A 25,857-nucleotide genomic window follows, 5' to 3' on the forward strand; every position below is an offset into this window, starting at 1 on the left:
TAAATTTAAGATGATTTTTAACATTGATTACTTATTTTATGTTATAATATATTTGACACTAATAAAGGAGATGGAAACTTTATGGACAACAAATCTTTTCATGGGAAAATCTTCAAGAGTATTAGGGAGGAACGTGGGATTAAATTAAAAGATGCGGCTGGTACTGCAATATCTGCAAGAACTCTTATTAGATTTGAGGCGGATGAAACAAGTGTATCTTTAGAAGTTTTTGAACAGTTATTAAAAAATATAGGTATATGCTATCAAGATTATTTTGCTGAGTATTTACCATTAGTGGAAGTTGATCGATCTGGATTTTTAAAAGAAGCGAATACTATGGAAAAAGAGGGGAATTATTCTGCTATAAAAACTTTGGCTATAAAAACGTTGGAGAACGGAAATGTTTCTATGACAACTCGCTTATATATTGAGCAATACCTAGGAATATTTCAAGAAAAAATGGTTCCAAAAATTATATTAGAAAATCGAGAGATTGTTTTCAATTATCTTCAAAGTCTAAATAAGCTTTCTAAGAATGAAATGTTGACGCTAACTTTGATGCTTAGAGTTTTGGATGAGAGTCAGCTTTCTGTAGAGTTTATCCGAAGAATTATCGATGAAAATCTAAAACCAGTTGGTATTGGTGATATGTTTTCAGTTGATAAAGGAGAAAGAGCTATACTAGCATTACACAGTGCTATAGCCCTGCTTTCTAGAAGAGGTCATGTAGAAGAGGCTGAGGAAAAATGTCTTAAAGCAATTGAATTGTTGAAAAATAATTATTCTAAATTAACGCATTTCAATTTCCATATTAATGCATTTTCATTTATTTTAGCTCAAATACAATTGAAATTGAATAAATCTGAGGGCGTTGAATTGGCTAATAAATGTATCCGTATTATTGATGCACAAATTGATTTATATAATATGCAATCAGACAAGCATATTAGAGATACTTTGGCTCGAAGTTTTTATGAACGAAATAATACAGGGATTGATTTTGAGTTTTAGATAATTTAGTTTCAGTGGTAATTGAACTGAGGATAAAAAATATAATACATGGAAATAATTCAAAACAAGAAAGAGTGATTCTTTGGTTGTTTTGAATTATTATTTTATAAAAAACTGATAAAACGCTTTAAATCGTATTAATTACATTTTAAGTAAAAGTATTATTATATGAGTAAGATAATAGAAAAGTTATTAATATAATTTTATTATTAATGATAAATAAATATAGAAGAGGTGTAATAAATGTCTATAATAAAAAAAGCATGGTTATATATAATCAGAAAAAGTTTTAAATCATTAGTTATTTTTTTAATATTAGCTACTATGTCATCATTAATTTTAAGTACTATTTCAATTAAAAAATCAACAGATGCTTTATCAAAAGAAACTTTTCAAAATATAACGAGTAGTTTTTCTATGGAAATAAATAGAAAGACCAATCAAGGGACTGCTAGGGGGGCAGGTAATTTAATAGGTGAGGACATTGAGAAGATTAAGAATATTCCGGGAGTAAAGAAATATGTTAAAAGAATGAATGTAAGTGCGGATCTAATTGATTTAGAGCCTTTAAAACTTGCGAATCATCAACAAGAAGAGAAAAACAACAAACAAAGACAACTTTTCTCTAAGACGGTTATTGTAACTGGAACTAATGATTCTTCAGTAGATGATAGATTCTCAGCAGAGACGTTAAAATTACAAGAGGGACGCCATCTAACTGAGAATGATAAGAATTCTGTTTTGATTCATGAAGGTTTCGCTAAGAAAAATAAAGTTAAAGTTAGGGATAAGATTAAATTAAAAGGTAATCCAAATGACGCAGATAATGAGAAAAAATCTGATAAAGAGGTTGAGGTTACTGTAGTTGGTATTTTTGGAGGTCAGAACAAAGGTGCTACTTCTAGTCATATGGAACTATATGATAATATTTTTATAGCTGATACTCAAACAACAAAAACTTTATATAACTATGAAGATGGTAAAGAAATATATCAAGATGCAACTTTCCTAGTTGATGGAAAAGATAGAGTTGATAGTATTATAAATGATGCTAAAAAACTTCCTATTAATTGGAAACAGTATATGTTAGTTAAGAGTAATCAAAACTTTCCAGCGTTACAACAATCATTAGATACAATTTATAGTCTAACTAATGGTGTATTCTTAAGTACAATAGTCTTTAGTATAGTGATTCTGTCGCTAATATTATTCTTATGGATAAATAGTAGAAGAAAAGAAATCGGTGTAAGTTTAGCGATTGGTATGACTAAAGCGAGTATAATAGGACAATTTATTCTTGAGGTTCTTTTAATAAGTATTCCAAGTTTTATCGCTTCATATTTCGTAGGAAGTGCTATAAGCCAAAATATTGGTAATCAAATATTACAACAATCTGTTAAATCTGTAAGTAAAACTATCTCAAGTCAAGCTAATGGAGTTAATCTAGGGGCTAATGCTGAAGTAGAGGGTGCAAATAAAATTATTACTACCTTAGATGTAAGTGTTAGTATGGATAACATGCTGACGGTTGTTCTTGTTGGTGTTGCTATAATTGTTATTGCTGTAGGAATTGCTTCTAGTAGATTAGCATATAGAAAACCTAAAGATTTATTATCTGATATTAATTAATGTAAGGAGAAATCGATGAGTATTTTTAATAGGGCATATCTTTATATTACTAGAAAAAAAGTTAGAAGTAGTAGTTTGTTTTTAATAGTGACACTAATATCATTTTTCTTATTAAGTGGTAGTGTTTTGAATACTACAGTAAACAATATTTCTAAAAATTTATATAAAGATGTTAATTTTGGATTTAATATTGAAAGTGCAGATAAATCTAATAAAGAAATAGAAAAGGATACTTTGAAAAAAATTAAAGAATTAAAAGGAATAACTACGAAAAATCATATTTTTTCTAAATCAGTTACTGTTGAAGGAAAAAAAGTAGTCCAAGAAAATCAAAATATTACTTTAAACGACGAAATAAAAAATAAAAGTAATTTAGTAATGATGAATGGAATTACCGCTTCTAAAAGTAATATTGATTTTAAGAGTGAAGTTTTAAAATTGGAAAAGGGAAGACATATTGAAGAAAATGATAAGAATAAAATCATGATTCATGAAAAATTTGCTGAATTAAATAATATTAACTTAGGTGAAAAAATTAAATTATCACAAGAAGGTAAAACATTAGAGTTAGAAATTGTTGGAATCTACTCTGGCGAAAAGACTAATACCTTTAGTGGCTTAAGCTCAGATTTTATTGAAAATACAGTTTATATCGATTATAAATCAAGTCAAGAATTATCAAACTTAATAGCTAATAATAAAGTAACTTCAGTAGAATACGGAGTTGAAGATCCGACTAAGTTAGACGATGTAATTAAAGCTGTTGAGGATTTAGGAATAAATAACTTAATGGTCTCTAAATCAAATAAAAATTATGAGCTAGTTATATCATCAGTAGAGAGTATAACGAAAATAACTAATATGATAAGAATAGGTAGTGTTGTAGTTGGAGTAGTTATACTATCATTAATATTAATGTTTTGGGTTCGTGAAAGAACCTACGAAATTGGGATTTTACTGTCGTTAGGAATTAGTAAAGTAAACCTGGTGTTACAATTTATAGTTGAGGTAATATTGGTAACAATATTTGGTCTAATGATTGCACTCGGTATAGAGATAGCGACTATCAAGTATTTAGCGAGCAATGTGGGAAGTATATTTTCTGAGGAACTACCAAAATCAATAGCGGATGAATTAATGAAGATGTCTGTTAATGGAATAGATATTGTTAATCTAGTTATAGTAATGATAGCTATAGTGTTTATTTCGGTAGTTGTAGCATTATTGCCAATCTTGAAGATGAAACCGAAGAAAATTTTAACGAATATTAATTAGTGAGGAATAATAAATGTCGATTTTTAAATTGAAAAATGTAAGTTACTTATATGATAATAGTAAGTCAAAAGTTTTAAGTGGAATTACTTATAATTTTGAAGTAGGGAAGTTTTATGCGATAATAGGTAAATCAGGATCTGGGAAATCAACTTTACTATCGTTATTAGCTGGATTAGATAGCCCTTCAAGTGGAGAGATATTATTCAATAATACAAATATTGAAAAAATAGGTTATAGTGAACATAGACGTAAAGATATTTCTTTAGTGTTTCAAAATTATAATTTAATTGATTATCTGACTCCATTAGAAAATCTAAAACTTGTTTCAAAAAATGCAAGTAAGGATATTCTATTAAAACTTGGATTAGAAGAAGAACATGTTAATCGAAATGTTATGAAGCTTTCTGGAGGGCAGCAACAACGTGTAGCTATTGCAAGAGCGTTAGTATCTGAAGCACCAATAATTTTAGCAGATGAACCGACAGGCAATCTTGATGAGAATACTGCAGAAGAAATTATAGGTATATTAAAACAAGTAGCTGTAGAGAATAATAAATGCGTAATAGTTGTTACTCATAGTAATTTATTGGCGGATGCTGCGGATGTGGTACTAGAATTAAAAGATAAAAAATTAAAAGTTAAATAAGTAAAAAGCGAGATTAGCTAAAGAAATTGATTATTTCAAATCAAAATTCTTAAGTTGCTCTCGCTTATTTTATTAATTATAAGTGATTTTTTAAACAAAATAGTTTATCAAGTTCGTTTAGTGCTTCGTCAAAGCTATAAACAAGTGTTCCGTGTTTTAAGATTCCACCTAGTACATAGTGGTTCATCGCATAGCTAGGTATTTCGTATTTATTTGCTGATTTTAATCTAATATCAGAATTTATGGCAATAATTTTTTTATTCAATGAAATGGCAATCCCTAATTCAACCATTACACCGCTATCTTCGTTAGTAACATCTGCTAAAAATATATCGCAGTTTTCTACAGCATATGTATCTCCATTAAAAATATCTTGTGGGGTTGGTAGTGTTTGTTTATCTTCATTGAAAGGTTGTTCAATTGGATTAAAGACAGATAATCTATCTCCGAATCTTTCACTTAATAGTTTTCCTTCTTTTAAACGTTGTGCTATCTCAGCTTCGTTAAACAAAGCTCCTGCTAAATAAAGTTTCATAGAATAGTCCTCCTTAGTTGTTATTTAAATTATAATATAATCATACATAAATTTACAACAAAAGTTTCAACTTAGTGATAGTGATTATTTGTTTTACTAGTTATTTTAAACTATTTCTATTATAATATTTATAGAAGTAAAGAATATATATGTGAGGAATTTATTGATGAAAAGTGTTGTACTTTGTGAAAAGCCGTCAGTTGCTCGTGATATTGCGAGGAATCTAGGGGCGAAAAGTAATAAAAATGGGTGTTTAGAAGGTGATAAATATGTCGTTACTTGGGCATTGGGTCATTTAATTACACTTCAAACACCTGATAAATACAAAGAGTTTAGCAATGTGAATTTAGAGAATCTACCTATGATTCCGAAATTTATGAAAACAGAAATAATAAAGAAAACTTTTAAACAGTATAAAGTAGTAGAAAATGCTTTAAATAGGAAAGATGTTAATGAAGTTATAATTGCGACTGATGCTGGGCGTGAGGGCGAACTTGTTGCTCGTTATATTATCGAGAAAGCTAACTGTAACAAAAATATAAAAAGACTTTGGATTTCTTCTGTTACTGATAAGGCGATTAAAGATGGATTTAGAAATTTAAGAGATGGTAAAGAATATCTAGGTTTATATCATTCTGGGATTGCTCGTGCTAATGCTGACTGGTTGGTAGGTATTAATGCGTCGAGAGCGTTGACTTTAAAGTATAATGCTTCACTTAACTGTGGACGTGTTCAAACTCCAACGTTACAGATGGTTTTTGAAAGAGAAGAGAAGATTAAACAATTCAAATCAAAAGATTATTATACATTTGAAGCTCAAATAGAGAATGTTAAGTTTAGCTGCGGTAATAGTGATTTTAATTTGGAAAAAGCTGAGCAGTTTGTTAAGAAGAATATTAATAATGGCGTTAAGTTTAATGATGTTCAAAAGAAAACTAAATCTTCATCACCTAAGCCATTGTATAATTTAACTGATATTCAGCAAACGGCAAGCGCACTTTTTGGTATATCACCGAAACAAACTCTAAATATTGTGCAGAGTTTATACGAAAGGCATAAGGTGTTGACATATCCTAGAACAGATAGCAGATACTTAACTAGTGATATGAAAAATACATTAAGAGATAGAATTCAAGCTATTGGCGGAGACTTTAAAGAAACTACTGTGAAATTGTTAAAAGTTAAAGATTTAAATGCTAAGAAAATTATAAATAATGCTAAGGTAAGTGATCACCATGCGATTATTCCAACGGAACAAAGACCAAATTATATATCAATGTCTGAGATGGAAACTAAGATTTATAATTTAGTAGCTAAGAGATTTTTAGAGAATTTATTACCTGAGTATAAATATGAGGAAACAACGTATTCGTTTATGATAGAAAATAAGGTGTTTTCTGCTAAAGGTATAAAAGTAATTCAAGAAGGTTATAAAGAATTAAGTAGAGAAGAATTGCAAGATAAAATTATTAATCTTCAAAATAGTAGTTATAAATTAGAATCATTAGTTTATAATAAAAAACAAACAACACCGCCAAGTTATTATACTGAGGGTAGTCTAATATATGCGATGGAAAATCCTTTCGAGTTTGTTGATGATGAGAATGAAAGAAAAATTCTTAAAGAAACGAATGGAATAGGAACTGTAGCAACACGTGCGGATATATTAGAAAAGCTATTTACAAATGATTATTTAATTTTGGATAATGGAAGAATTCGAACTACTAATAAAGCTAAGCAATTATTGAATCTAGTTCCAAAAAATCTTAAGAGTCCGTCTTTAACAGCGGTTTGGGAGAAGCAACTAGATAATATTGCAAGAAATAAACTTTCTAAAGATAAGTTCTTGAATGATGTAAAACAATATACAAAATCATGTATTAATGAAATTAAGGACAGTGAAGATAAGTTTAAGCATGATAATATTAGTGGTAAGAAATGCGAAGAATGCGATAGTTTTATGCTTGAGGTTGATAAAAAAGGAACTAAAATGCTAAAATGTTCTAACCCAAGTTGTCGTAATCGTAAAGTAATAAGTAGATTAACAAATCTTCGTTGTGATACTTGTCATAAGAAGATGACTTTATTTGGAAACGGTGAGAATGCAACTTATCGTTGTCAATGCGGTAATTCGTTAAAACAAAAGGAAGTTGATAAACGAATTAAATCTAGCAAAAAGGACAAAGCAAGTCGCGTAGATATGAAGAAATATATGAAACAGGAAAAATTAGAAAATAATGCATTATCAGCTTTAGCTGGATTAAAGTTGAAATAGTATAATTTTAGAGATTTTTTGTTAGAGTTTGATTTTGTTACTGAAATGATTTTTCTCGATTTAAATCTAGTGTTTAAATTGAGACTATGCTATAATAAATAATGAGAAAATTTGTCTGAGAGGTAAATAATGAAATATGTTTCAGTGGCTGTTGATGGGCCAGCAGGATCAGGAAAAAGTACAATAACAAAAATGGTTGCTAAATCGCTTGGATTTAATTATGTTGATACTGGAGCTATGTATAGAGCTTTGACTTTTAATTTTTTATCGAATAATCTAATTGAGTTGGATGAAGAGAGAATAAAAGAATTGTTGAGTACGGTTCAATTTAGGGTTGAATATATTGATGGGGTTCAATATGTCTATGTTAATAACGAAGAAGTGAGTGATAAGATACGTACGACTGAGGTGTCACAATACACTTCTCTTTTTGCAAAATCTCCAGCAGTCAGAGAATTCTTAATTGATACTCAAAGGAATTTGGCAGGTAGTAACAATATTATAATGGATGGTCGTGATATTGCTTCTGTTGTTTTACCAAATGCTGATGTGAAAATATTTTTAACGGCATCAGTGGAAGAAAGGGCAAGAAGAAGAGTTTTAGATTTTGAACGTCAAGGTATAGAGAAAGTTGATTTTGAGAAAGTCAAAGAAGACATTAAAGCGCGTGATTGGCAAGATGAGAACAGAGATATTGCTCCATTGGTACAAGTAGAATCAGCAACATTAATAGATACAACTAGCTTGACAATTGATGAAGTTGTTGCTAAAATGACTGAATTAGTAAAAAGTGTGAAATAAATAATGGTAGGTGAAATCTATGTATAATTTTATTAGAATGTTATTAGCACTCTTTTATAAAGTTTTTTATAAAGTCACTATTGTTAATAAAGAAAAAATTGAAAATGCAAAAGGTGTTGTGATTTCAGGAAATCATTTAAGTAATCATGATCCGTTATTATTCCCAGCGTTTTTTGATAAGAAGATTCGTTTTATTGCTAAAGAAGAGTTGTTTAAAATGGTGTTTGTAAAACAAGCATTAGAAGCTACAGGAGCTATTCCAATTAAAAGGGGTACTTTTGATAGAACAGCCATAAATAATAGTATAAAACTGTTAAGGGAAGGTGAAGTTGTAGGGATTTTCCCTGAAGGAACTCGTTCTCATTCTAAAGAGTTGGATTTAGGTGAGTCTCACAATGGTGCATCGTTTATTGCAACTAGAGCAAAGACAAAAATTATTCCTTTTGCAATAATTCCTAGTAAAAATTTTAGAATTTTTTCTAGTATAAAGATAGTCATTGGTGATGAGATTGATGCCGCTTCTTTAAAAGAAGAAGGAAAAACTCATGATGAGATAACTGCTATATTAATGGATAGAATCTCTGAGTTAATCGCAAAGGAGAAGTAACGTGTACGAAAAAACAATAAAATTTAAATTAGAAAAAAAATTCTTTAATCAATCAGGTTATTTAGATAATAAGTATGTCTATGATTGGATGAATTTGGCTAAAAAGTATTATTTAAGTGGATTAGGTATTGATATTGATTCGCTAATTAATTATAATCTATATTATGCTGATATTGATGTTAAATACTCTATTAGAACTAATATTAGATTTAATAACCAAGATATTTTTATTAAAACATGGATTGAAAAACATAGTGGAATTAAAACTATCTTCTCATACGAGTTTTATGTTGATGGTGAGGTAGTAATTATCGGAACGAGTTCACATAATATTCTTGGTACTGACAGCGATCGTGCGATACGTATAGATCGTAATTTACCAAAATGGGATCAAATCTTAAAAGATGTTGTAGGAAACGAATATAAAGAATAATATTTAATCGGGAGTATCTCGAAGTATGGTTTATATCATATTGTTGAGGTACTCTTATTTATTTTTAACATATCGTAATAGCCATTGAAGTGACCACTTCTATTGATAAAATCTTCGTTTTGTTATATACTTTAAAGTGGTTTAAATTGTGTTTATTTTAAATACAGAAGTTTGATTAATAATAAATAGAAAGGTAGATAGTATGATATATTTAGATAATTGTGCTACGACTAAACCATATAAAGAAGTTTTAAATGCATTTGTAGAAGTAAATAATTTATATTTTGGTAATCCCGCAAGTATCAATAAATTTGGGAAAACTACTAATAAACTCCTTTCTGCAGCAAGAGCACAGGTGGCATCTATTTTAGGCGTAGACGAAGGTTCAGTATTTTTTACTTCATGTGCTACAGAGAGTAATAATATCGCCTTATTAGGAAGTGTAGAACATAAGAAAGATTTCGGAAATAGAATTATAGTTTCTAAAATTGAACATCCGTCTGTTCTTGAATCATTTAGAGAACTAGAAAGACGTGGTTTTATATTAGATTATGTAAATGTAGATGAATATGGATTAATTGATTTAGAACATTTGAAGACTTTATTAACAAAAGAGACTATTTTATTAAGTGTGATGCAAGTTAACAATATTTTTGGAGCGATTCAACCGATTGACAAGATTTCTGAGATTCTTAAGGACTACCCAAAAGTGCATTTTCATGTTGATGGTGTACAAGGAATATTAAAGGATGATATAAATCTTTCAAAAGTTGATAGTTATTCTATTTCTGCGCATAAGTTTCATGGCTTAAAAGGTATAGGTGTTTTATATCTAAAATCAAGAAGAACTGTCCATAATGTTATTTTTGGTGGTGGGCAAGAAGATGGTCTTCGTTCTGGAACGGTTAATGTTGCAGCTGCTGTAAGTTTAGCAAAAGCTTTAAGATTGTCTCAAGAAAAGATTAATAATGCTAAAAAAAATCATCATGAATATAAAAAATTAATAGTTGATGAATTTTCTAAGTATAAGCATATTGTTATAAATTCTCCATTAAGAGATGATTTTGTTGACTCGATTATTAATATCAGCTTACCTAAGATAAAAGGAGAAGCGATAGTTAATGCTTTGAATGAGAGAGAGGTTATGGTTTCAACGACTAGTGCATGTTCTTCAAAAACTTTTCATTTAAATGAGGCATTATTTGCTAGAGGGTTATCAAAAGAGAATATTGAAGGTAGCATACGTGTTAGTTTTTCATACGAGACTACTAAAAAAGATGTTGAAACATTTGTAGAAGTATTTATAGATGAATACAATAAGAAATTTAAAGAGGTAATTGAAAGTGGAATTTAGTCATATTATAGTAAGGTACGGAGAACTTACGTTAAAATCTGGAAATAGAAATGAGTTTTTAAAAAAACTTACAAAAAATATTCGTTATAATTTACAAGGATTAACAGGGTTTCATGTTCAAACTAAACGAGATAGAATGTATATTCATTTAGATCATAACGAAGATGTATATAAAATTATGGATAGGTTGAAGAAAGTTCCAGGTATTCATAATTTTTCTCCTGTGTTGAGAGCTGGATTAGATGTAGAAGAAGCTAAAAAAGTCATTGATAAATTATTGGAGAGTAAGTTAGATAAGGAATATAAATTTAAAATTCAAACAAAGCGTCCTAATAAAAACTTCCCACATAATACAAATGAGTTGAATAATGTTTTTGGAAGTCATGTGTTAATTAATTATAAAAATTTAAAGGTGAATGTTAAACAACCTGATTTCATTATAAATGTAGAAGTAAGAAGTGAAGGTATTTTTATCTTTACTGATTTTATTAAAGGAGTAGGTGGTTTCCCAGTTAATACTTCTTCTAAAGCACTATTATTATTATCTGGTGGAATTGATTCGCCTGTTGCAGCTCATACTCTGCAAGTAAAAGGTGTAGAAGTAGAGATGATTCATTTCCAATCACCACCGTTTACTTCAGCTGAAGCTTTGCAAAAGATTTTCGATTTAACTATTAAGCTAAGTGAAGTAGTAGGAAAGATTAAATTACATGTTGTTAACTTTACAAAGTTACAAACTGAAATAGTAAAACGAGTGCCATCAAATTATACAATGACATCAACAAGAAGATTTATGCTACGTATCGCAGAAGAAGTAGCGAAAAAAGAAGGTTGCTTGGCAATAGCTACTGGTGAATCTCTTGGGCAAGTAGCTTCTCAAACACTTGAGTCGATGAACTGTATTAATGAAGTGACAAATTTACCAGTTTTACGTCCATTGTTAACAATGGATAAGGTAGATATTATAAAAATTGCTCAAGATATTGATACATTAGAGATTTCGAATTTACCATTTGAGGATTGTTGTACAATTTTTACACCTAAAGCACCTAAGACGAAACCAAGACTGGATAAAATTAAAGCATATGAAGCAAGAGATGATTACTCTGAACTTATTGCTGAAACTTTAGATAGTGTGCAAACATATTTATTTGATAAAAATGGGCGTGTAGTTACTCAAGACATGAGAGAAAAAGAAGTTAAAAAAGATGAAACTGAAGATTTTTCAGGATTATTATAAAATAGAAAGTGAGATATTTAATGGAAAAAAAAGTAATAGTAATTGGAGCGGGGTTGGCAGGTAGTGAGGCTGCATGGCAACTAGCTAAACGTGGAGTTAAAGTAGATTTATACGAAATGAGACCGAAAAAAATGACACCAACTCATAAAACTCAAAATTTTGGTGAATTAGTGTGTTCTAACTCATTAAGAGCTAATAATATAACTAATGCTGTAGGTCTTTTGAAAGAAGAAATGAGAATGTTAGATTCTATTATTATTAAATGTGCAGATGCTACACAAGTACCAGCAGGTGGTGCATTAGCTGTTGATAGAGATAAATTCTCTGAAATGATTACAGAAACTATAAAAAATCATCCTAATATAAATGTAATAGGGGAGGAATTACCAACTATCCCTAAAGGTGAAGTACCTGTAATTGTAGCGACAGGACCACTTACATCTGATGCTTTAAGTCAAGATATTAGAAACTATACTAAACAAGATGGTTTATATTTCTACGATGCAGCAGCACCTATTATTGAAAAAGATTCAATTGATATGGAGAAAGTTTATCTTAAATCAAGATATGATAAAGGAGAAGCGGCATATTTAAACTGTCCAATGACAAAAGAGGAATTTACTAATTTTTATAATGAATTAATAACTGCTGAGGCAGCTCCGTTAAAAGAATTTGAAAAGGAAATTTATTTTGAAGGATGTATGCCTTTTGAGGAAATGGCAAAACGTGGAGAGAAAACTCTATTATTTGGACCGATGAAACCAGTAGGATTAGAAGATCCAAAAACTGATAAACGTCCATATGCTGTTGTTCAATTGCGCCAAGATAATAGTGAGGGTACATTATACAATATTGTTGGATTCCAAACACACCTTAAATGGGGAGAACAAAAAAGAATTATTAATATGATTCCTGGGCTTGAAAATGCTAATATTGTACGATATGGTGTAATGCATAGAAATACATACTTAAATTCTCCACAATTACTAGAAAAGACGTATAGATTAAAGGAAGAGAATAATATTTATTTCGCAGGTCAAATGACAGGAGTAGAAGGTTATGTGGAAAGTGCAGCTTCTGGTATTGTGGCAGCATTAAATGCACTATATAATACTGAAGATAGAGAAATTATCTTCCCAACTGAAACTATGATAGGTGCAATGGCTAATTATATTGTAGATAATACAAGCAAAAATTTCCAACCTATGAATGCAAATTTTGGTATTATTAAACCTCTTCCTGAAAGAATCAAAGATAAAAAGGAAAAATACGAAAGATATGCTAAAAGATCATTAGAAATGTTAGAAAATTTCAAAATTGATTAAATTAATTTTTAAAAAGTCTTACAATTTATTAAAATTAATGATATAATAATCTAGGAAGTATTTTGTAAGGAGAAAATTAATGGCAAGTTTATTACAAAAAACAAGAAAAATTAGTACAATTTTACAAGAAGGACGCCATGAAAATGTGGACTTCGAAGCTATGGCAATGCGTCTAAGTCCAATTTTAGATTCAGTAGTTTATATTCTAGATACTGAAGGTAATATATTAGGATATGATTCAATCGTTGATTATTCAAATGAGCGTATGGAAAAAATTATTCAAGATAGAAAAGTCCCGAAAGCTTATTTAGATGCAACGTTAAAAGTTTATGCGACTAAAGTAAATATTCCTTTCCAGGAACCACTGTCAATTTTCCCGGAGGAAGAACATGAGCGTTTTGAAGGGAAGAGCTATACTGTTATTCTACCTATTAGAGGTGGGGGAGAACGTTTAGGTACATTAGTTATCGGTAGAATGGATAATGATTTTAAAGATGATGATTTAGTATTAGCTGAGTATGCATCTACAGTAGTAGGGATAGAAATATTACATGAGAAACAAGATAAAGAGAAAAACTTAGCACGTGATAAAGATATGGTCAATATGGCATTGAACTCATTATCATTCTCTGAAAAAGAGGCAATCGAGCATATCTTTAGAGAGCTTGATGGAACAGAAGGATTACTTATAGCGAGTAAAATTGCTGATAGAGTAGGGATTACTAGATCGGTTATTGTTAATGCTTTAAGAAAATTAGAAAGTGCTGGGATTATTGAATCTAAATCATTGGGTATGAAAGGTACTTATATCAAAGTACTTAAAGAATATTTCTTAGAACTTATGTTTTCTAATGAATTTTAATTAAGAAAAATTGTGCAAAAAATAAAGGCTGTAAAATTTACGGCCTTTATTTTTTGTGTGAGATTAAATTTTTGTTTTATCTGCTATGCATTAGTTAATTTGCTAATAAATTTTTGATTATTTATAATAACTCTAGTGTGTTCAGCATCTCCAATTTTTTTATCATCCTCAAATGCTTCTAGAGAGAAAATAATAATTTTATCTTTAATTACTTGTATAATTTTTCCTATTATTGTTATTTTTTTACCAATAAGAGTTGGAGCAATGTGATTTATGTTTATATTGCTTCCAACACTACCGTAATCAGCACTTAATAATGTATTTAAGTGATTTTTAGCAGCATTTTCCATAAAAGCCACTAGACTCGGTGTTGCAAGAACTTCTAGATCACCGCTTCCCATATTTTTAGCACTATGATTTTCTTTTACAATATATTCTTCTTTAAATTCTTTATTAATTTCAAAAGTCATAATATTATTCTCCTTATTATTCATAAAATGTTACTTCATAGTCAATAAATTTATTATCTTTATAATTGAATTTGGCAGAGAAAAATGGCTTTTCTTGAACTAGCCAGTCCAAGAAAATATAATCTCCTTCCCAGGTTTTAATATTTTGAATCTCAGATTTTTTGACCCAGATTAAATCTCCCTCATTACAGTCATCTGTAATAATACCTTTATAGTTTGATGCTGTATAGACATATGTATACCAATCTTTTTCTCCATCAAAATTAGGGAATGTGATAATTCCTCGAAGTCTTGGTTTTATTATATCTAAATTTGTCTCTTCTTTAACCTCTCTTATGACACAATCTTCTGGGCTTTCTCCAGCTTCGAATTTTCCTCCAACACTAATAGTTAATCCCTCATGGATGTCATTTTCTTTTTTTGTTCTTTTAAGCATTAAAAAGCTTTCACCATTGTCCACATAGCACATTGTTGCTAGTATATTATTCATATATTTTTCTCCTGTATTTAAAGAAAAAGTAGGAAAGAGGGCATACCTCATTACCTACTTTCAGTAAATCTTTTTTATTAAATAAATATTAGTCTTCTTTTCTTTTTTTATCCAAACCTACTGCGTCTAATAATGCAACAAATCCAGTAAACATAACAGATAATATTGCACAATCACGAAGTGTATTGACTTCACCGTTAGTTCCTAAAATTGAAGATACGATAAATACTACAATAAAAGCAAATATAAATGACCAGATTAGTGAAATAATATATTTCATTGTTATCACTCCTTAATTTTTACTTACAACTACTATTATACAACTAAAGGTGAAAACTGGCAAGATTTTTATAGAGATTTATATTAATTATAAATTTCTTTTAAATGATTGTGAAAAGGTGTAGAATAATAATATAATTAAATTTAAAATTGTTCTTTCTTTACTACAGTAGAATTATATATAAATTCCTATAATTCTAGAAATAACTTCTTTATATGGTATAATATAAGGATATGGAGGTAGCTGATGTATAAAAAAGTATATATTGATATAAATTTGAAAAATAAAATTTCCGATAAACTTTTTGATGTCTTTAATGAAGAAGGCATTAAGTATGAATTTTTAAGTGATTATAATATTATAGAAAATAATAGTCTATATTTGACAGATGATAAAACAAGACTTAGTGATACTCTGATAAATGTTTATATACTAAGTAAAGAATATGATTTTTTGGATGTTAAAAATGCTATTTTTATAAAACGTGTTGAAGATATAATTAGAATATATAGAAATGAAGTTTGGATGAAATGGGCACAAGAATTACAATTTTTAGCTCAATGTAGCCTTGCTTATAGTAAAGATAAATTCGATAGAGAACGCTCTGAAAGAATTAGAGAGATTGCGTGTGAGATGTTAGCATATAAATACAATATACCAGTTGAAAAGATTAGAATTGATTTTGCTGGTGAATTAGGTTATCAGACTCCTAAAGTAGAGACAAGGGCGGCGATAATTAAAGATAATAAGATACTTCTAGTTAAGGAACAATTAGATGGTAAATGGGCACTTCCTGGTGGCTATCAAGACGTTAACGTGAGTATTAGAGAAAATGTGATAAAAGAAGCTAGTGAAGAAGCAGGTGCAATCGTAGAGCCTTTAAAAATAATTGCAGTTTTGGATTATAACAAACATCATCATGTTAATTTTCCTTTTGGTATGGTGAAGATTTTTGTTTTATGTAAGTATATTAATCATAGTTTTGTTGACAATACAGAAACCTTAGGTGCTGATTTTTATTCTTTAGATAATTTACCAGAATTATCAACTACGAGAACAACATTTGATCAATTAAAAATGTGTTTTGATTGTTATGAAAATCCTGAAAACTGGAATACAATTTTTGATTAAATTTTTAAGGAGATGATTATAAGAAATATGAATTTAAAAGATACATTATTTAATAAAAATTTACCAGTTCATGAACAGCTAATATTTTGTTTATTGCTTACAGCGGTTGGTGGTTTTTTTGATGCATACACTTTTGTAAATTGTGATGGAATTTTTGCGAATGCACAAACTGGAAATTTGATTTTTGTTGGTATTGATTTAATTGAAGGTAATGTACCAGAGGTTATACACTATTCAGTTCCTATATTATCATTTGTTATAGGAGTATTAGTTAGTAAGATAATTGAAACGAGGTATAAAGAACTATCTATATTTAAACATATTTATATGTTATTAATTGTTCAAATTTTAGCGTTATTATTAATAATATTTAAACATAATTTCTTTGGTGTAGATATAAGACCAATAGTAATTTCATTTATTTGTGCGATACAATTTGATGGTTTTAGAAAAATTAATAACTTAGTTTTTGCTAGTGTTTTTTGTACAGGAAATTTACGTTCAATGAGTGAACACCTATATAAGTATATTGTTTTGAAAAAGAAAGAGAGTGCTGTACCGTTATTTATCTATTCGGTAGTAATTGGGGTATTTTTATCAGGGGTTCTTTTAGGTGCTGCAATGTCTAAATTTTACTTACATAAAGCTATACTGATACCATTATTCATTATTTGTGTCAATTTACTTTTTGTTATAGCAATTCACAATAAGTTTTCTAGAAAAAAAATATAAAATAATAAAATTTCAAGGCGATTTTAGAATTCATTAACTTATGAATTGAATCTGTTTTGGAATTTTTTTATATTTAAATAAAAATTGTTATAAATGCATTTACATAAAGTTTTATAGATGTTATAATCAATATAGAAATAAAATTTAGGGTAGTTTTAATACTAAGGGGGTATTTTTATGAGTGAAACAGTATTAAACAATTTCAACGAATATTTATTAAATAAAAAAGAATTTTCTTCAAACACAATTAATTCTTACGATCGAGATTTAAAGAAAATCTTTTTATATTTAGCAGAAAGAGGATACTCAATAAATGATTATTCTTGGCTTAATGAAGAGTTTATATCTAGATATATTGATTATCTGAGAGAAAAAGATTATTCTTCAGCTACATTATCTAGAACTATTTCGACAGTTCATATTTTTGTAGAGTATTTGTGGATTGAAAAGATAATTCCAAATAGAATAAATATTGATGTTCATATTGATAAAGAAGAACATCAGGAACTTGTTATTTTTTCACGTCAAGAAATTGCTAAAATTTTGGATGTGAAAACTAAGAATTTGATGGGATATCGTGATAAGGCAATATTTGAATTATCGTATTCTATAGGGATAAAACCTACTGAATGTATTAACTTAGAACTAAAAGATGTTAATACTACAATTGGATATTTGAAATATAGAAAAAAAGATGGCTATAGAACTATTGCTTTGAATAGAGAATCAGTTGAAGCTATAGAAAATTATATAGTCGAATTGAAAAAAGAGTATCCTAATATTAAAGATGATAGTAAATTATTCTTAAATCATGATGGTGAGGGAATTAGCCGCCAAGGTTTTTGGAAAATATTTAAAAAACGTCAACAAGATTTGGGATTTACTAAAGAATTAAATACTATGAATTTTAGAAATTCACTTGCGATTCATTTACTAGAGGATAAGGTTCCTGCAGAAGAAGTGCAAGAGTTATTAGGTTTAAAAAATATTCATAGTCTAAAATTGTATTTCTCAAGTATAGAGAAAAATAAATCGAAAAGAATGATGACGAATCATCCAAGAAAAACGATTAATTAAAGGAATGAATAAATGTATAATGTTAACTTAGAGGTTTTTCAAGGTCCTCTTGATTTACTGTTGCATTTAATAGAGAAAATGGAGATTGATATATACAATATCCCTGTTGCAAAACTTACAGAGAGTTATTTGGAATATATTAATAACAATGATGAATTTTCTTTAGAAAATGCGGAAGAGTATATTGTTATGGCAGCAACGTTGCTCCATATAAAAAGTAAAAATTTACTTCCTAAGTTTGAAAATGAGACGATAGAAGACGAGGAAGATTTAGTTCAACAGCTTCTTGATTATAAAAATTATAAAGAACTTAGTGAAAAGCTTGATAATCTTCAAAAAATAAGAGCACAATTTCTTGATAAAGAAAGTGTTAATATTGATGTAGAGGGTAGTGTTGAAATGATGAGAATGCCTTCTTCAAAATTATTAAGGGCTATGGAGAATATTCTTAGATCTTTTGATGATACTGAAAATGAAATATCATTAGTAAGCTATCGAAGAGAGGTATCATTTGAACAAGTTAAAGAAGACCTAGTTAATAAGTTAAAACATAAGAAAAATATATCGTTTATAGACCTTATTAAATCTTATTCACATAAAAATGAGATTGTATTAGTATTTATGGGGATACTGGCGATGATTAAAGATCAGGAATTGCTATGTGTTGACAAAGATAGTGAAATCATTTTAGAATATAAAGCGAAGGAAAATTAATATGTTGTTAGATGAAATAAAAAAAATAATTGAGGCCTTACTTTTTATGAAAGGTGAAGAAGGACTTAATGTTGAATATTTTTCTACTTTTATGGAAGTTGAGAATCATGAAGCTGAAAACATGTTAAATGTATTTTGTGATGAATATAATAAGGTTAATAACTCATTAGTTATAAAAAAATTTGGCTCAACATATAAAATGTTATTAAGAGATGAAATGGCAGAAGTAATAAAAAAAGCTGTTATTTCAAAGAATCTTGTCAAGTTGTCTAAAGCCTCTTTAGAAACTTTGGCAATTATCGCTTATAATCAACCAATAACAAAAGTTCAAATCGATAAAATAAGGGGTGTAAGTAGTGATTCTATATTACACTCTCTTGTTAGTAAGGAGCTTATTGTGTCTAATAGGACATTAGATACTATTGGAAAACCAAAATTGTATGAAACAACTGATATTTTTTTAGATGTTTTTGGCTTAGAAAGTTTAGAACAATTACCTAAATCGGAGATTGTTAGTAATGAAGAAATTAATAAATTTTTACAAAATTAGGAGGACGATATGGCAGAAAGACTGCAAAAATTGATAGCTGCATCAGGATATACATCAAGAAGAAAGGCTGAACAGTTAATTCTTGATGGTAAAGTTAGTGTAAATGGTGAAGTTGTTAAGGAATTAGGAGTAAAAGCTGAATCAAGTGATATTATTATTGTCGAAGGTGTTCGTTTATTAAAGGAAAATAAGAGATATTATCTATTTTATAAACCAGAAAAAGTAATCACATCTATGTCTGATGAAAAAGATAGAACATGTGTAAAAGACTTTTTTGAAAGTGTTAATGAAAGAGTAGTACCGGTTGGTAGATTAGACTATGATACATCTGGAGCTCTTATTATGTCTAATGATGGAGAATTCATTAATTTAATAACTCACCCTAAACATAAAATCAAAAAGACTTATGTTGCTAAAATTAATGGGAAGCTTGAAGATAATCATTTAAGAATACTTCGTTCTGGAGTTAGAATTGATAATTATAAAACTGCCAAAGCAGAAGTTAATATTGTAAAAAACAAAAATAAAAGTGGTAATACTTTAGTTAGATTAACGATTCATGAAGGAAAAAATCGCCAAGTAAGAAGAATGTTTGAAGCATTGGGTTACGAAGTTATGAAATTAAAACGTGAATCTATCGAAGATTTAACTTTAGAAGGATTAAAAAAAGGTGAATATAGAACTCTTACTATTCATGAAGTGAAAAGACTTATTAATAAAGCTAAGAATGGTGAGAAGTAGTAAATAATAAGGAAGTGATGGATAGTGGCAGAAAGAGTATTAATAATAGATGATGAAGAAAGAATAAGAAAATTATTAATTATGTATCTTGAAAAAGAAGGATATATTGTCGATGAAGCCAGTAATGGTCATGATGGATTAGAAAGATTGAAATATATGGATTATTCTTGTGTGCTTTTGGATGTTCAATTGCCTATGTTGAATGGAAAGTCGATTTTGTCAGAACTTAGAAAAACTAAAGCTACACCTGTAATAATTATGTCTGCTCAAGCGGATGAACAAAGTAGGGTAGAAGGCTTTGAATTGGGTGCTGATGATTATGTTATAAAACCTTTTAGTCCGAGAGAACTTATGCTTAGAATTAATGCTATTCTTCAACGTACTAAGCGTAGTGTCTTTTATACTCCGGAACTTTATGCAAAAGATGTTCTTGTATTTCCTGGTTTAATTATCGATGTAAATTCACATAAGGTAATCGTTGATGATAGTGAGGTATTACTAACACCGAAAGAATTTGATTTATTATTGTTTTTAGCTAAGTCGCCTGATAAAGCATTTAAAAGAAATGAGATTTTAAGAGCTGTTTGGGATTATGATTTTTATTCCGATTTAAGAACAGTTGATACACATATTAAGCGTGTTAGAAAAAAATTCGATAAAATTTCTCCAAAGGTTGCACAGATGATAGTGACTGTTTGGGGGATTGGATATAAATTTGACACAACACAAAATAGTCTATAAAAGGAGAATGTATGTTAGCATTTTATAGAAATATAGCAAGATTAACTAGAACTGCAAGTAGATTAGCAGGGAAAAAAGGAACTGATTTACCAGGTAAGGTATTAAGGAAAGTAAATGATAACGTTCTAACTAAATTAGCTAGTAATTTTGATGAAATTGTTTTTGTTACAGGTACTAATGGAAAAACAACAACATCAAATCTTATTGGACATACATTAAAGTGTGCTGGAGAAGATTTTATAAATAATTTTGAAGGGGCAAACATGTTGGATGGCATTATTTCGACTTTTGCTATCCAAGGTAAAAATAATACAAAATTAGCTGTAATCGAAATTGATGAAGGTTCTATTAAGAGAGTTATGAAATATATTACTCCAACAAAGTTTGTTATTAATAACTTTTTTAGAGATCAAATAGATCGTTTTGGTGAAATAGATACGTTAATTGCTACAATTGGAGAGCAACTTGAAGGTAAAAATATCCAATTAATCTTAAATAGTGATGATCCTTTCGTGACGCGACTTTCAAAATATGGTGAAGATAATATTTATTTTGGTATAGCTAAAGAAGCTTATAAGTTTGCAGATTTTGGAATATCTGAATCTAAATTTTGTCCGAATTGTGGGATGGAATTGATTTATGATCATGTTCATTATAGTCAATTAGGATTTTATCATTGTTCTAAATGTAATTTTAAACACCAAGATACAAAATATGAAGTGTCAAAAGCTTCTGTTGAACCATTTATAAATATGACCATTAACAATGGTTTTAAATTAGAAACTAGGTTGGCGGGGGATTATAATATTTATAATTTACTTGCAGCATATTCTTTATTAAAGGAATTAGGATTGTCAGAAGATAAAATAAAAGCTGGGTTAGAAAGTTATAGCCCGACAAATGGGCGTATGCAAAGTATTAGTATGCCTAGTGGTGGAACAGTACTGTTAAACCTTGCTAAAAATCCAGCTGGATTAAATGCATCTTTAGCTATAGCTAATTCAATTAAGGATGAAATTAATTATTTATTAGTTTTAAATGATAATGGTGCTGATGGATTTGATATCTCTTGGATATGGGATACAGATTTTAATATATTAAAAGATCAAAATATTAAGAATATAGTTTGTTCTGGAAAAAGAGCAAAAGAATTAGCGTTAAGATTAAAATATAGTGAAGTCAATGCTAATGTTGTTGTTTTTGAAGATATTTCAGAGGCTGTAGTTAAACTTAAAAGTTATAGTGAAAAATATGCAATAGCTATTCCTAACTACACAGCGTTAGTAGAAACACAAAGTGAATTGGAGAAGTAATTCTATGAACTTGAAATTATATCATTTTATGCCTGACAAATTAAATTTATACGGTGATATAGGAAATGTTATTGCATTGAAGAAACGCTGTGAATGGCGTGGAATTAATCTTGAGATTGAAAATATTACATCTACTGATGGTGTAAAGTTGTCTGAGTGCGATATGTTTTTTATAGGAGGCGGTTCCGATAGAGAACAGTGTATAGCTACTGAACAATTTAGTAAAATAAAGAATGAATTCAAATCAGCAATTGAGGATGGAATTCCCGCACTTACTATTTGTGGAGGTTATCAGTTTTTAGGTGAATATTACAAAACTGTTGATGGTGACAAATTGCCAGGTTTAAACATACTAGATTTTTATACTGAATCTAAAAAAGATGCGCCGCGTCTTATTGGAAATATACTTGTTGAATCTGAAAAATTTGGGAATATTGTTGGTTTTGAAAATCATGGTGGAAGAACATATCATAATTATGAAACGCTAGGAAATGTAGTGGTTGGTTATGGTAATAACGATGATGATAAAAAGGAAGGTATTCTTTATAATAATTTAATTGGAACTTATCTTCATGGTCCAATTTTACCAAAAAATCCTAATGTTACAGATTATTTAATTAAGGCTGCATTAGATAATAAATATGGTTCATATGATTTTATTGATTTAAATGACGATATAGAATTAAATGCAAATAAACATATGGTTGAACTGTTAAAAAGAACTATAAAATAAATAAGAACGGGGCTGACTCACCAAAATAGATTTCTTTGAAATCAGTTTTTTGAGTTTTCCCGTTCTTTATTTTAAAATTTTTGAATACACTCTTTAAATTTACTAATAAGTTCTGGAATTAGTTCTTTATCTAAACATGAAAATGCAATTCTTATATATTCGTCATCCATAGAATAGACTCCATATTTATATTCATTTAAAAATTTCAGTCTGAATTCATGAGCATTAATCGCTGTTGGTAATTTTATAGTAAAGAAATAACCAGAGTTAAATGGAAGTACTGTAACTAATGTAGCTAAATTTTCTTTAGAAATAGCTGATTTTAGCTCGTTGTATCTTTCTTGAATAATATTATCGTTTTCTTCTTTTTCTAAAAGTGCTTGTTTGTTTTCCAACAATCTAAGAGCTATTTGCTGTGATAAATTAGAAGGAGACGATGTCGTACTTCTTAAGAAACCTTGAGTTTTCTCTAATAATATTTTTCTTAATGTGTTGTCTTTTGTGTAGTATGTGATAAAACCGACACGTAAGCCCCAACTATAAAATTCTTTTGTTATACCATCTAATTTCACAATTAAACAGTTTGAATTTTCAGCAAGTTTGTATGTTGCGCTTAAAGTAGGGGTTTTGTGATTGTCTTCGAAGAATAGTCCGAAGTAAGCATCATCAGAAACAATGATAAGTTGTTTACTAGGATGTTCTTTTGCGAAAATATTAATTACTTCAACCAATTTAGTTAACTCATCGTCTGATGGCGTATATCCTGTAGGATTATTTGGAAAGTTTAATATTAATGAAATTTTATCTTCTTTTATTGAATAAAGAGCTGTTTTAAAGTTTTCGATACTAAAATTATTTTCTTCATCAAATTGATTATATTTATAGATGTTGTTACCTAATTTTATAGTATATATTTGTGCATAGTTTTGCCAAAATAGACTAGGTAGAAGCAATGCATCGTTCTTTTCGCTAAATAAGTTAGCTGCTATATCTATACCTTGAGTTATACCAGTTGTTACCATAGGTAGAGAAAGATAATCTTTATTAATAGTTGGATTATCAGCTAATATCTTTTCTTTCCACAATTCTCTCATTTTAGGTAAACCTGGTGTAGGAGAATATGGTAGATATTCTGAATTACTAATTTCTGTTATTACTTTGTTTATTGATGGTAATGCCATAGCTTTTTTGTTTGCTGTGGCAATACCAATAGTAGCATTTATTGCACCGACAACTGCTGATGTTTCTTTAGACTGTATTAAGACGTCTTGAGGTAAAATAATGTTTTCCCCTAATTTTGAAAAAAATGACATGTTATCCCTCCTGTTGATTGTATAAAATAATTATACCACTAAAAATCAATTACTTAAAGGTAGAACATAGAAATTTAATAATCAAATTATAATGAAAGATAAAATTATATAAATTGAATAAGATATAATATTTTAAGTTTTAATTTTGTTGAAAATTAAAGCTTAAGTATGTATTTTAGATTATCATTGTATAGTATTATAAATCTTTCTATAGTAAATATTTTATAATGGTCTTTGCTAGAAAATAGAGTGGAAATATGGTATAATTATTTGTATCTTTTTGAGCTTTGTATCGATTTGATAATAAAAAGATAATAAGATATAGGAAAAGTTCAATAATGTGAGGTGTAATTATGGTTAAAAATAAAGATGAAGTAAGATGTTCATTTTGTGGGAAAAATACTAATGAAGTTTTTAAAATGATTGCAGGAAACGATGTATTTATATGTGATGAATGCGTTGATTTATGCTCTGATATTATAGATGAAGAAATTGAATATAGAAATGCTAAAAACAAACCGGTATTTAAGTTATTAGAGCCTCAAAAAATTATGAAACATTTGAATGAGTATGTAATTAGCCAAGACAAAGCTAAAAAATCTGTAGCAGTAGCTGTTTATAATCATTATAAAAGAATTATAGCAAAAGAAAATCATGATATAGAATTGCAAAAAAGTAATATAGCGTTAATAGGGAGTACTGGATCTGGGAAAACATTAATAGCGCAAACTCTGGCGAAAATGCTAGATGTTCCATTTGCTATTTCTGATGCAACTACATTAACTGAAGCAGGTTATGTGGGAGAAGATGTTGAAAATATTTTACTTAGACTTATTCAAAGTGCTAATTATGATATAGAAAGAGCAGAACAAGGAATAATTTATATCGATGAAATTGATAAAATCGCTAAAAAAGGTGAGAATGTATCAATTACTCGTGATGTTTCAGGTGAAGGAGTTCAGCAAGCACTTCTGAAAATTTTAGAGGGGACTGTAGCTAGTGTACCACCACAAGGAGGTAGAAAACATCCTGGTGAAGAAATGATAAAGATTAATACAAAGAATATACTATTTATCATTGGTGGAGCTTTTTCTGGAATTGAAGAAATTATTAAACGTCGTCTTGGAGAAAAAGTTATTGGTTTTTCTAAAAGTGATGAGCTGAATGATAATGAAGATATTATCTCTAAAGTTAAACATGAAGATTTAGTTAAATTTGGTATGATTCCAGAATTTATAGGTCGTATTCCAGTTGTTTGTTATCTAGAAGAATTAGATGAGAAGGATCTAGTTAGGGTACTAACTGAGCCGAAGAATTCTGTAGTTAAACAATATGAGTATTTGTTTAAATTAGATGGAGTTAAATTAGTATTTGAACAAGAAGCTTTAGAAGAAATAGCTAAAGAATCGATTAAAAGAAAAACAGGTGCACGTGGATTACGTTCTATTATTGAAGAATTATTATTGGATGTAATGTTTGAAATTCCTAGTAATAAAAATATTAAGACATGTACAGTAACACGTGACAATGTAATTAATAAAACAAAACCAACATTAAAATAATTAGGTTAGAGAGGAGT

At 28.8% G+C, this 25,857-nt stretch carries 27 protein-coding genes; 22 read left to right on the forward strand and 5 right to left on the reverse strand.

All coding sequences use genetic code 11. From position 1 onward, the window contains the following. Window positions 1-81: 81 nt before the first annotated feature. The 4 genes from RWQ73_RS01305 (at window position 82) to RWQ73_RS01320 (ending at window position 4,561) form a co-directional block, all read left to right on the forward strand. Window positions 82-1,011 carry a helix-turn-helix transcriptional regulator gene (locus RWQ73_RS01305; protein ID WP_314406336.1) on the forward strand — a complete coding sequence of 310 codons (930 nt, stop codon included), beginning with the start codon at window positions 82-84 and terminating at the stop codon, window positions 1,009-1,011. Window positions 1,012-1,254: 243 nt separating this feature from the next. Continuing rightward, on the forward strand, window positions 1,255-2,640 hold the full coding sequence (locus RWQ73_RS01310) for an ABC transporter permease (protein WP_314406337.1): 1,386 nt from the start codon (window positions 1,255-1,257) through the stop codon (window positions 2,638-2,640). Window positions 2,641-2,655: 15 nt separating this feature from the next. Next, window positions 2,656-3,915: an FtsX-like permease family protein gene (locus RWQ73_RS01315; protein WP_314406338.1), complete on the forward strand. Its 1,260-nt coding sequence runs from the start codon at window positions 2,656-2,658 to the stop codon at window positions 3,913-3,915. A 13-nt stretch (window positions 3,916-3,928) separates the two neighbouring features. Then, complete coding sequence (locus RWQ73_RS01320) at window positions 3,929-4,561, forward strand: ABC transporter ATP-binding protein (RefSeq protein WP_314406339.1); 633 nt, start codon at window positions 3,929-3,931, stop codon at window positions 4,559-4,561. Window positions 4,562-4,637: 76 nt separating this feature from the next. Here RWQ73_RS01320 and RWQ73_RS01325 read toward each other — a convergent pair whose 3' ends face one another. Next, a complete protein-coding gene (locus RWQ73_RS01325; RefSeq protein WP_314406340.1) occupies window positions 4,638-5,096 on the reverse strand; it encodes a nucleoside 2-deoxyribosyltransferase in 459 nt (152 codons plus the stop codon). A gap of 166 nt (window positions 5,097-5,262) precedes the next feature. Between RWQ73_RS01325 and RWQ73_RS01330 the strand changes: the two genes are divergently transcribed. The 8 genes from RWQ73_RS01330 to codY all read left to right on the forward strand — a co-directional run bounded on the left by RWQ73_RS01330 (window position 5,263) and on the right by codY (window position 13,993). Next, on the forward strand, window positions 5,263-7,371 hold the full coding sequence (locus RWQ73_RS01330; RefSeq protein ID WP_314406341.1) for a DNA topoisomerase III: 2,109 nt from the start codon (window positions 5,263-5,265) through the stop codon (window positions 7,369-7,371). A gap of 129 nt (window positions 7,372-7,500) precedes the next feature. Further along, the gene (cmk, locus tag RWQ73_RS01335; RefSeq protein WP_314406342.1) at window positions 7,501-8,172 is read left to right on the forward strand and encodes a (d)CMP kinase; all 672 of its coding nucleotides are present in this window, start codon (window positions 7,501-7,503) and stop codon (window positions 8,170-8,172) included. Window positions 8,173-8,191: 19 nt separating this feature from the next. Then, on the forward strand, window positions 8,192-8,779 hold the full coding sequence (locus tag RWQ73_RS01340; RefSeq protein ID WP_314406343.1) for a lysophospholipid acyltransferase family protein: 588 nt from the start codon (window positions 8,192-8,194) through the stop codon (window positions 8,777-8,779). A gap of 1 nt (window position 8,780) precedes the next feature. After that, window positions 8,781-9,212, forward strand: a complete 432-nt coding sequence (locus RWQ73_RS01345; protein WP_314085590.1) for a hypothetical protein — start codon at window positions 8,781-8,783, stop codon at window positions 9,210-9,212. Between the two features lie 202 nt (window positions 9,213-9,414). Continuing rightward, window positions 9,415-10,566, forward strand: a complete 1,152-nt coding sequence (locus tag RWQ73_RS01350) for a cysteine desulfurase family protein (RefSeq protein ID WP_314085588.1) — start codon at window positions 9,415-9,417, stop codon at window positions 10,564-10,566. Then, complete coding sequence (gene thiI, locus RWQ73_RS01355) at window positions 10,556-11,806, forward strand: tRNA uracil 4-sulfurtransferase ThiI (protein WP_314406344.1); 1,251 nt, start codon at window positions 10,556-10,558, stop codon at window positions 11,804-11,806. The genes RWQ73_RS01350 and thiI overlap by 11 nt, the downstream gene beginning before the upstream one ends. A gap of 20 nt (window positions 11,807-11,826) precedes the next feature. Beyond that, entirely contained in the window at window positions 11,827-13,131 is a 1,305-nt protein-coding gene (gene trmFO, locus RWQ73_RS01360) for an FADH(2)-oxidizing methylenetetrahydrofolate--tRNA-(uracil(54)-C(5))-methyltransferase TrmFO (RefSeq protein WP_314406345.1), read from the forward strand. 79 nt (window positions 13,132-13,210) lie between these two features. Next, window positions 13,211-13,993: a GTP-sensing pleiotropic transcriptional regulator CodY gene (gene codY / locus RWQ73_RS01365; RefSeq protein WP_314085583.1), complete on the forward strand. Its 783-nt coding sequence runs from the start codon at window positions 13,211-13,213 to the stop codon at window positions 13,991-13,993. Between the two features lie 83 nt (window positions 13,994-14,076). Here codY and RWQ73_RS01370 read toward each other — a convergent pair whose 3' ends face one another. The 3 genes from RWQ73_RS01370 to RWQ73_RS01380 all read right to left on the reverse strand — a co-directional run bounded on the left by RWQ73_RS01370 (window position 14,077) and on the right by RWQ73_RS01380 (window position 15,233). Next, complete coding sequence (locus RWQ73_RS01370; RefSeq protein ID WP_314406346.1) at window positions 14,077-14,463, reverse strand: thioesterase family protein; 387 nt, start codon at window positions 14,461-14,463, stop codon at window positions 14,077-14,079. 16 nt (window positions 14,464-14,479) lie between these two features. Then, entirely contained in the window at window positions 14,480-14,953 is a 474-nt protein-coding gene (locus RWQ73_RS01375; protein WP_314406347.1) for an 8-oxo-dGTP diphosphatase, read from the reverse strand. Window positions 14,954-15,041: 88 nt separating this feature from the next. Then, window positions 15,042-15,233: a DUF2929 family protein gene (locus RWQ73_RS01380; protein ID WP_314406348.1), complete on the reverse strand. Its 192-nt coding sequence runs from the start codon at window positions 15,231-15,233 to the stop codon at window positions 15,042-15,044. Between the two features lie 246 nt (window positions 15,234-15,479). On the opposite strand from RWQ73_RS01380, the gene RWQ73_RS01385 reads away from it, so the two are divergent. The 9 genes from RWQ73_RS01385 (at window position 15,480) to RWQ73_RS01425 (ending at window position 22,965) form a co-directional block, all read left to right on the forward strand. Further along, a complete protein-coding gene (locus tag RWQ73_RS01385; protein WP_314406349.1) occupies window positions 15,480-16,364 on the forward strand; it encodes an NUDIX hydrolase in 885 nt (294 codons plus the stop codon). A 27-nt stretch (window positions 16,365-16,391) separates the two neighbouring features. Next, window positions 16,392-17,096, forward strand: a complete 705-nt coding sequence (locus RWQ73_RS01390) for a YoaK family protein (RefSeq protein ID WP_314406350.1) — start codon at window positions 16,392-16,394, stop codon at window positions 17,094-17,096. A gap of 177 nt (window positions 17,097-17,273) precedes the next feature. After that, window positions 17,274-18,173: a tyrosine-type recombinase/integrase gene (locus tag RWQ73_RS01395; protein WP_314406351.1), complete on the forward strand. Its 900-nt coding sequence runs from the start codon at window positions 17,274-17,276 to the stop codon at window positions 18,171-18,173. Between the two features lie 12 nt (window positions 18,174-18,185). Then, window positions 18,186-18,887 carry a segregation/condensation protein A gene (locus RWQ73_RS01400; RefSeq protein ID WP_314406352.1) on the forward strand — a complete coding sequence of 234 codons (702 nt, stop codon included), beginning with the start codon at window positions 18,186-18,188 and terminating at the stop codon, window positions 18,885-18,887. Between the two features lies 1 nt (window position 18,888). Beyond that, complete coding sequence (scpB, locus tag RWQ73_RS01405; protein ID WP_314406353.1) at window positions 18,889-19,437, forward strand: SMC-Scp complex subunit ScpB; 549 nt, start codon at window positions 18,889-18,891, stop codon at window positions 19,435-19,437. 9 nt (window positions 19,438-19,446) lie between these two features. Then, window positions 19,447-20,178 carry a pseudouridine synthase gene (locus RWQ73_RS01410; protein ID WP_314406354.1) on the forward strand — a complete coding sequence of 244 codons (732 nt, stop codon included), beginning with the start codon at window positions 19,447-19,449 and terminating at the stop codon, window positions 20,176-20,178. A 24-nt stretch (window positions 20,179-20,202) separates the two neighbouring features. Continuing rightward, complete coding sequence (locus tag RWQ73_RS01415; protein WP_314085564.1) at window positions 20,203-20,919, forward strand: response regulator transcription factor; 717 nt, start codon at window positions 20,203-20,205, stop codon at window positions 20,917-20,919. A gap of 11 nt (window positions 20,920-20,930) precedes the next feature. Next, window positions 20,931-22,232: a Mur ligase family protein gene (locus RWQ73_RS01420; protein ID WP_314406355.1), complete on the forward strand. Its 1,302-nt coding sequence runs from the start codon at window positions 20,931-20,933 to the stop codon at window positions 22,230-22,232. Window positions 22,233-22,236: 4 nt separating this feature from the next. Beyond that, window positions 22,237-22,965, forward strand: a complete 729-nt coding sequence (locus RWQ73_RS01425; protein WP_314085560.1) for a glutamine amidotransferase — start codon at window positions 22,237-22,239, stop codon at window positions 22,963-22,965. Between the two features lie 71 nt (window positions 22,966-23,036). On the opposite strand, the gene RWQ73_RS01430 is transcribed toward RWQ73_RS01425, so the two are convergent. Then, complete coding sequence (locus RWQ73_RS01430; protein WP_314406356.1) at window positions 23,037-24,278, reverse strand: aminotransferase class I/II-fold pyridoxal phosphate-dependent enzyme; 1,242 nt, start codon at window positions 24,276-24,278, stop codon at window positions 23,037-23,039. Between the two features lie 353 nt (window positions 24,279-24,631). Between RWQ73_RS01430 and clpX the strand changes: the two genes are divergently transcribed. Continuing rightward, window positions 24,632-25,840, forward strand: a complete 1,209-nt coding sequence (gene clpX, locus RWQ73_RS01435; RefSeq protein WP_314406357.1) for an ATP-dependent Clp protease ATP-binding subunit ClpX — start codon at window positions 24,632-24,634, stop codon at window positions 25,838-25,840. Window positions 25,841-25,857 lie beyond the last annotated feature (17 nt).

This window comes from uncultured Gemella sp., from assembly GCF_963525875.1.
Classification (GTDB): Bacteria; Bacillota; Bacilli; order Staphylococcales; family Gemellaceae; genus Gemella.

Coding starts and splice junctions, on each gene's coding strand:
- codY (WP_314085583.1), top strand. CDS start 13,211: ATGGCAAGTTTATTACAAAAAACAAGAAAAATTAGTACAATTTTACAA.
- RWQ73_RS01340 (WP_314406343.1), top strand. CDS start 8,192: ATGTATAATTTTATTAGAATGTTATTAGCACTCTTTTATAAAGTTTTT.
- RWQ73_RS01420 (WP_314406355.1), top strand. CDS start 20,931: ATGTTAGCATTTTATAGAAATATAGCAAGATTAACTAGAACTGCAAGT.
- RWQ73_RS01310 (WP_314406337.1), top strand. CDS start 1,255: ATGTCTATAATAAAAAAAGCATGGTTATATATAATCAGAAAAAGTTTT.
- RWQ73_RS01350 (WP_314085588.1), top strand. CDS start 9,415: ATGATATATTTAGATAATTGTGCTACGACTAAACCATATAAAGAAGTT.
- cmk (WP_314406342.1), top strand. CDS start 7,501: ATGAAATATGTTTCAGTGGCTGTTGATGGGCCAGCAGGATCAGGAAAA.
- RWQ73_RS01400 (WP_314406352.1), top strand. CDS start 18,186: ATGTATAATGTTAACTTAGAGGTTTTTCAAGGTCCTCTTGATTTACTG.
- clpX (WP_314406357.1), top strand. CDS start 24,632: ATGGTTAAAAATAAAGATGAAGTAAGATGTTCATTTTGTGGGAAAAAT.
- RWQ73_RS01395 (WP_314406351.1), top strand. CDS start 17,274: ATGAGTGAAACAGTATTAAACAATTTCAACGAATATTTATTAAATAAA.
- RWQ73_RS01410 (WP_314406354.1), top strand. CDS start 19,447: ATGGCAGAAAGACTGCAAAAATTGATAGCTGCATCAGGATATACATCA.
- RWQ73_RS01385 (WP_314406349.1), top strand. CDS start 15,480: ATGTATAAAAAAGTATATATTGATATAAATTTGAAAAATAAAATTTCC.
- scpB (WP_314406353.1), top strand. CDS start 18,889: ATGTTGTTAGATGAAATAAAAAAAATAATTGAGGCCTTACTTTTTATG.
- RWQ73_RS01370 (WP_314406346.1), bottom strand. CDS start 14,463: ATGACTTTTGAAATTAATAAAGAATTTAAAGAAGAATATATTGTAAAA.
- RWQ73_RS01320 (WP_314406339.1), top strand. CDS start 3,929: ATGTCGATTTTTAAATTGAAAAATGTAAGTTACTTATATGATAATAGT.
- RWQ73_RS01325 (WP_314406340.1), bottom strand. CDS start 5,096: ATGAAACTTTATTTAGCAGGAGCTTTGTTTAACGAAGCTGAGATAGCA.
- RWQ73_RS01430 (WP_314406356.1), bottom strand. CDS start 24,278: ATGTCATTTTTTTCAAAATTAGGGGAAAACATTATTTTACCTCAAGAC.
- RWQ73_RS01315 (WP_314406338.1), top strand. CDS start 2,656: ATGAGTATTTTTAATAGGGCATATCTTTATATTACTAGAAAAAAAGTT.
- RWQ73_RS01330 (WP_314406341.1), top strand. CDS start 5,263: ATGAAAAGTGTTGTACTTTGTGAAAAGCCGTCAGTTGCTCGTGATATT.
- RWQ73_RS01380 (WP_314406348.1), bottom strand. CDS start 15,233: ATGAAATATATTATTTCACTAATCTGGTCATTTATATTTGCTTTTATT.
- RWQ73_RS01425 (WP_314085560.1), top strand. CDS start 22,237: ATGAACTTGAAATTATATCATTTTATGCCTGACAAATTAAATTTATAC.
- trmFO (WP_314406345.1), top strand. CDS start 11,827: ATGGAAAAAAAAGTAATAGTAATTGGAGCGGGGTTGGCAGGTAGTGAG.
- RWQ73_RS01390 (WP_314406350.1), top strand. CDS start 16,392: ATGAATTTAAAAGATACATTATTTAATAAAAATTTACCAGTTCATGAA.
- RWQ73_RS01305 (WP_314406336.1), top strand. CDS start 82: ATGGACAACAAATCTTTTCATGGGAAAATCTTCAAGAGTATTAGGGAG.
- RWQ73_RS01375 (WP_314406347.1), bottom strand. CDS start 14,953: ATGAATAATATACTAGCAACAATGTGCTATGTGGACAATGGTGAAAGC.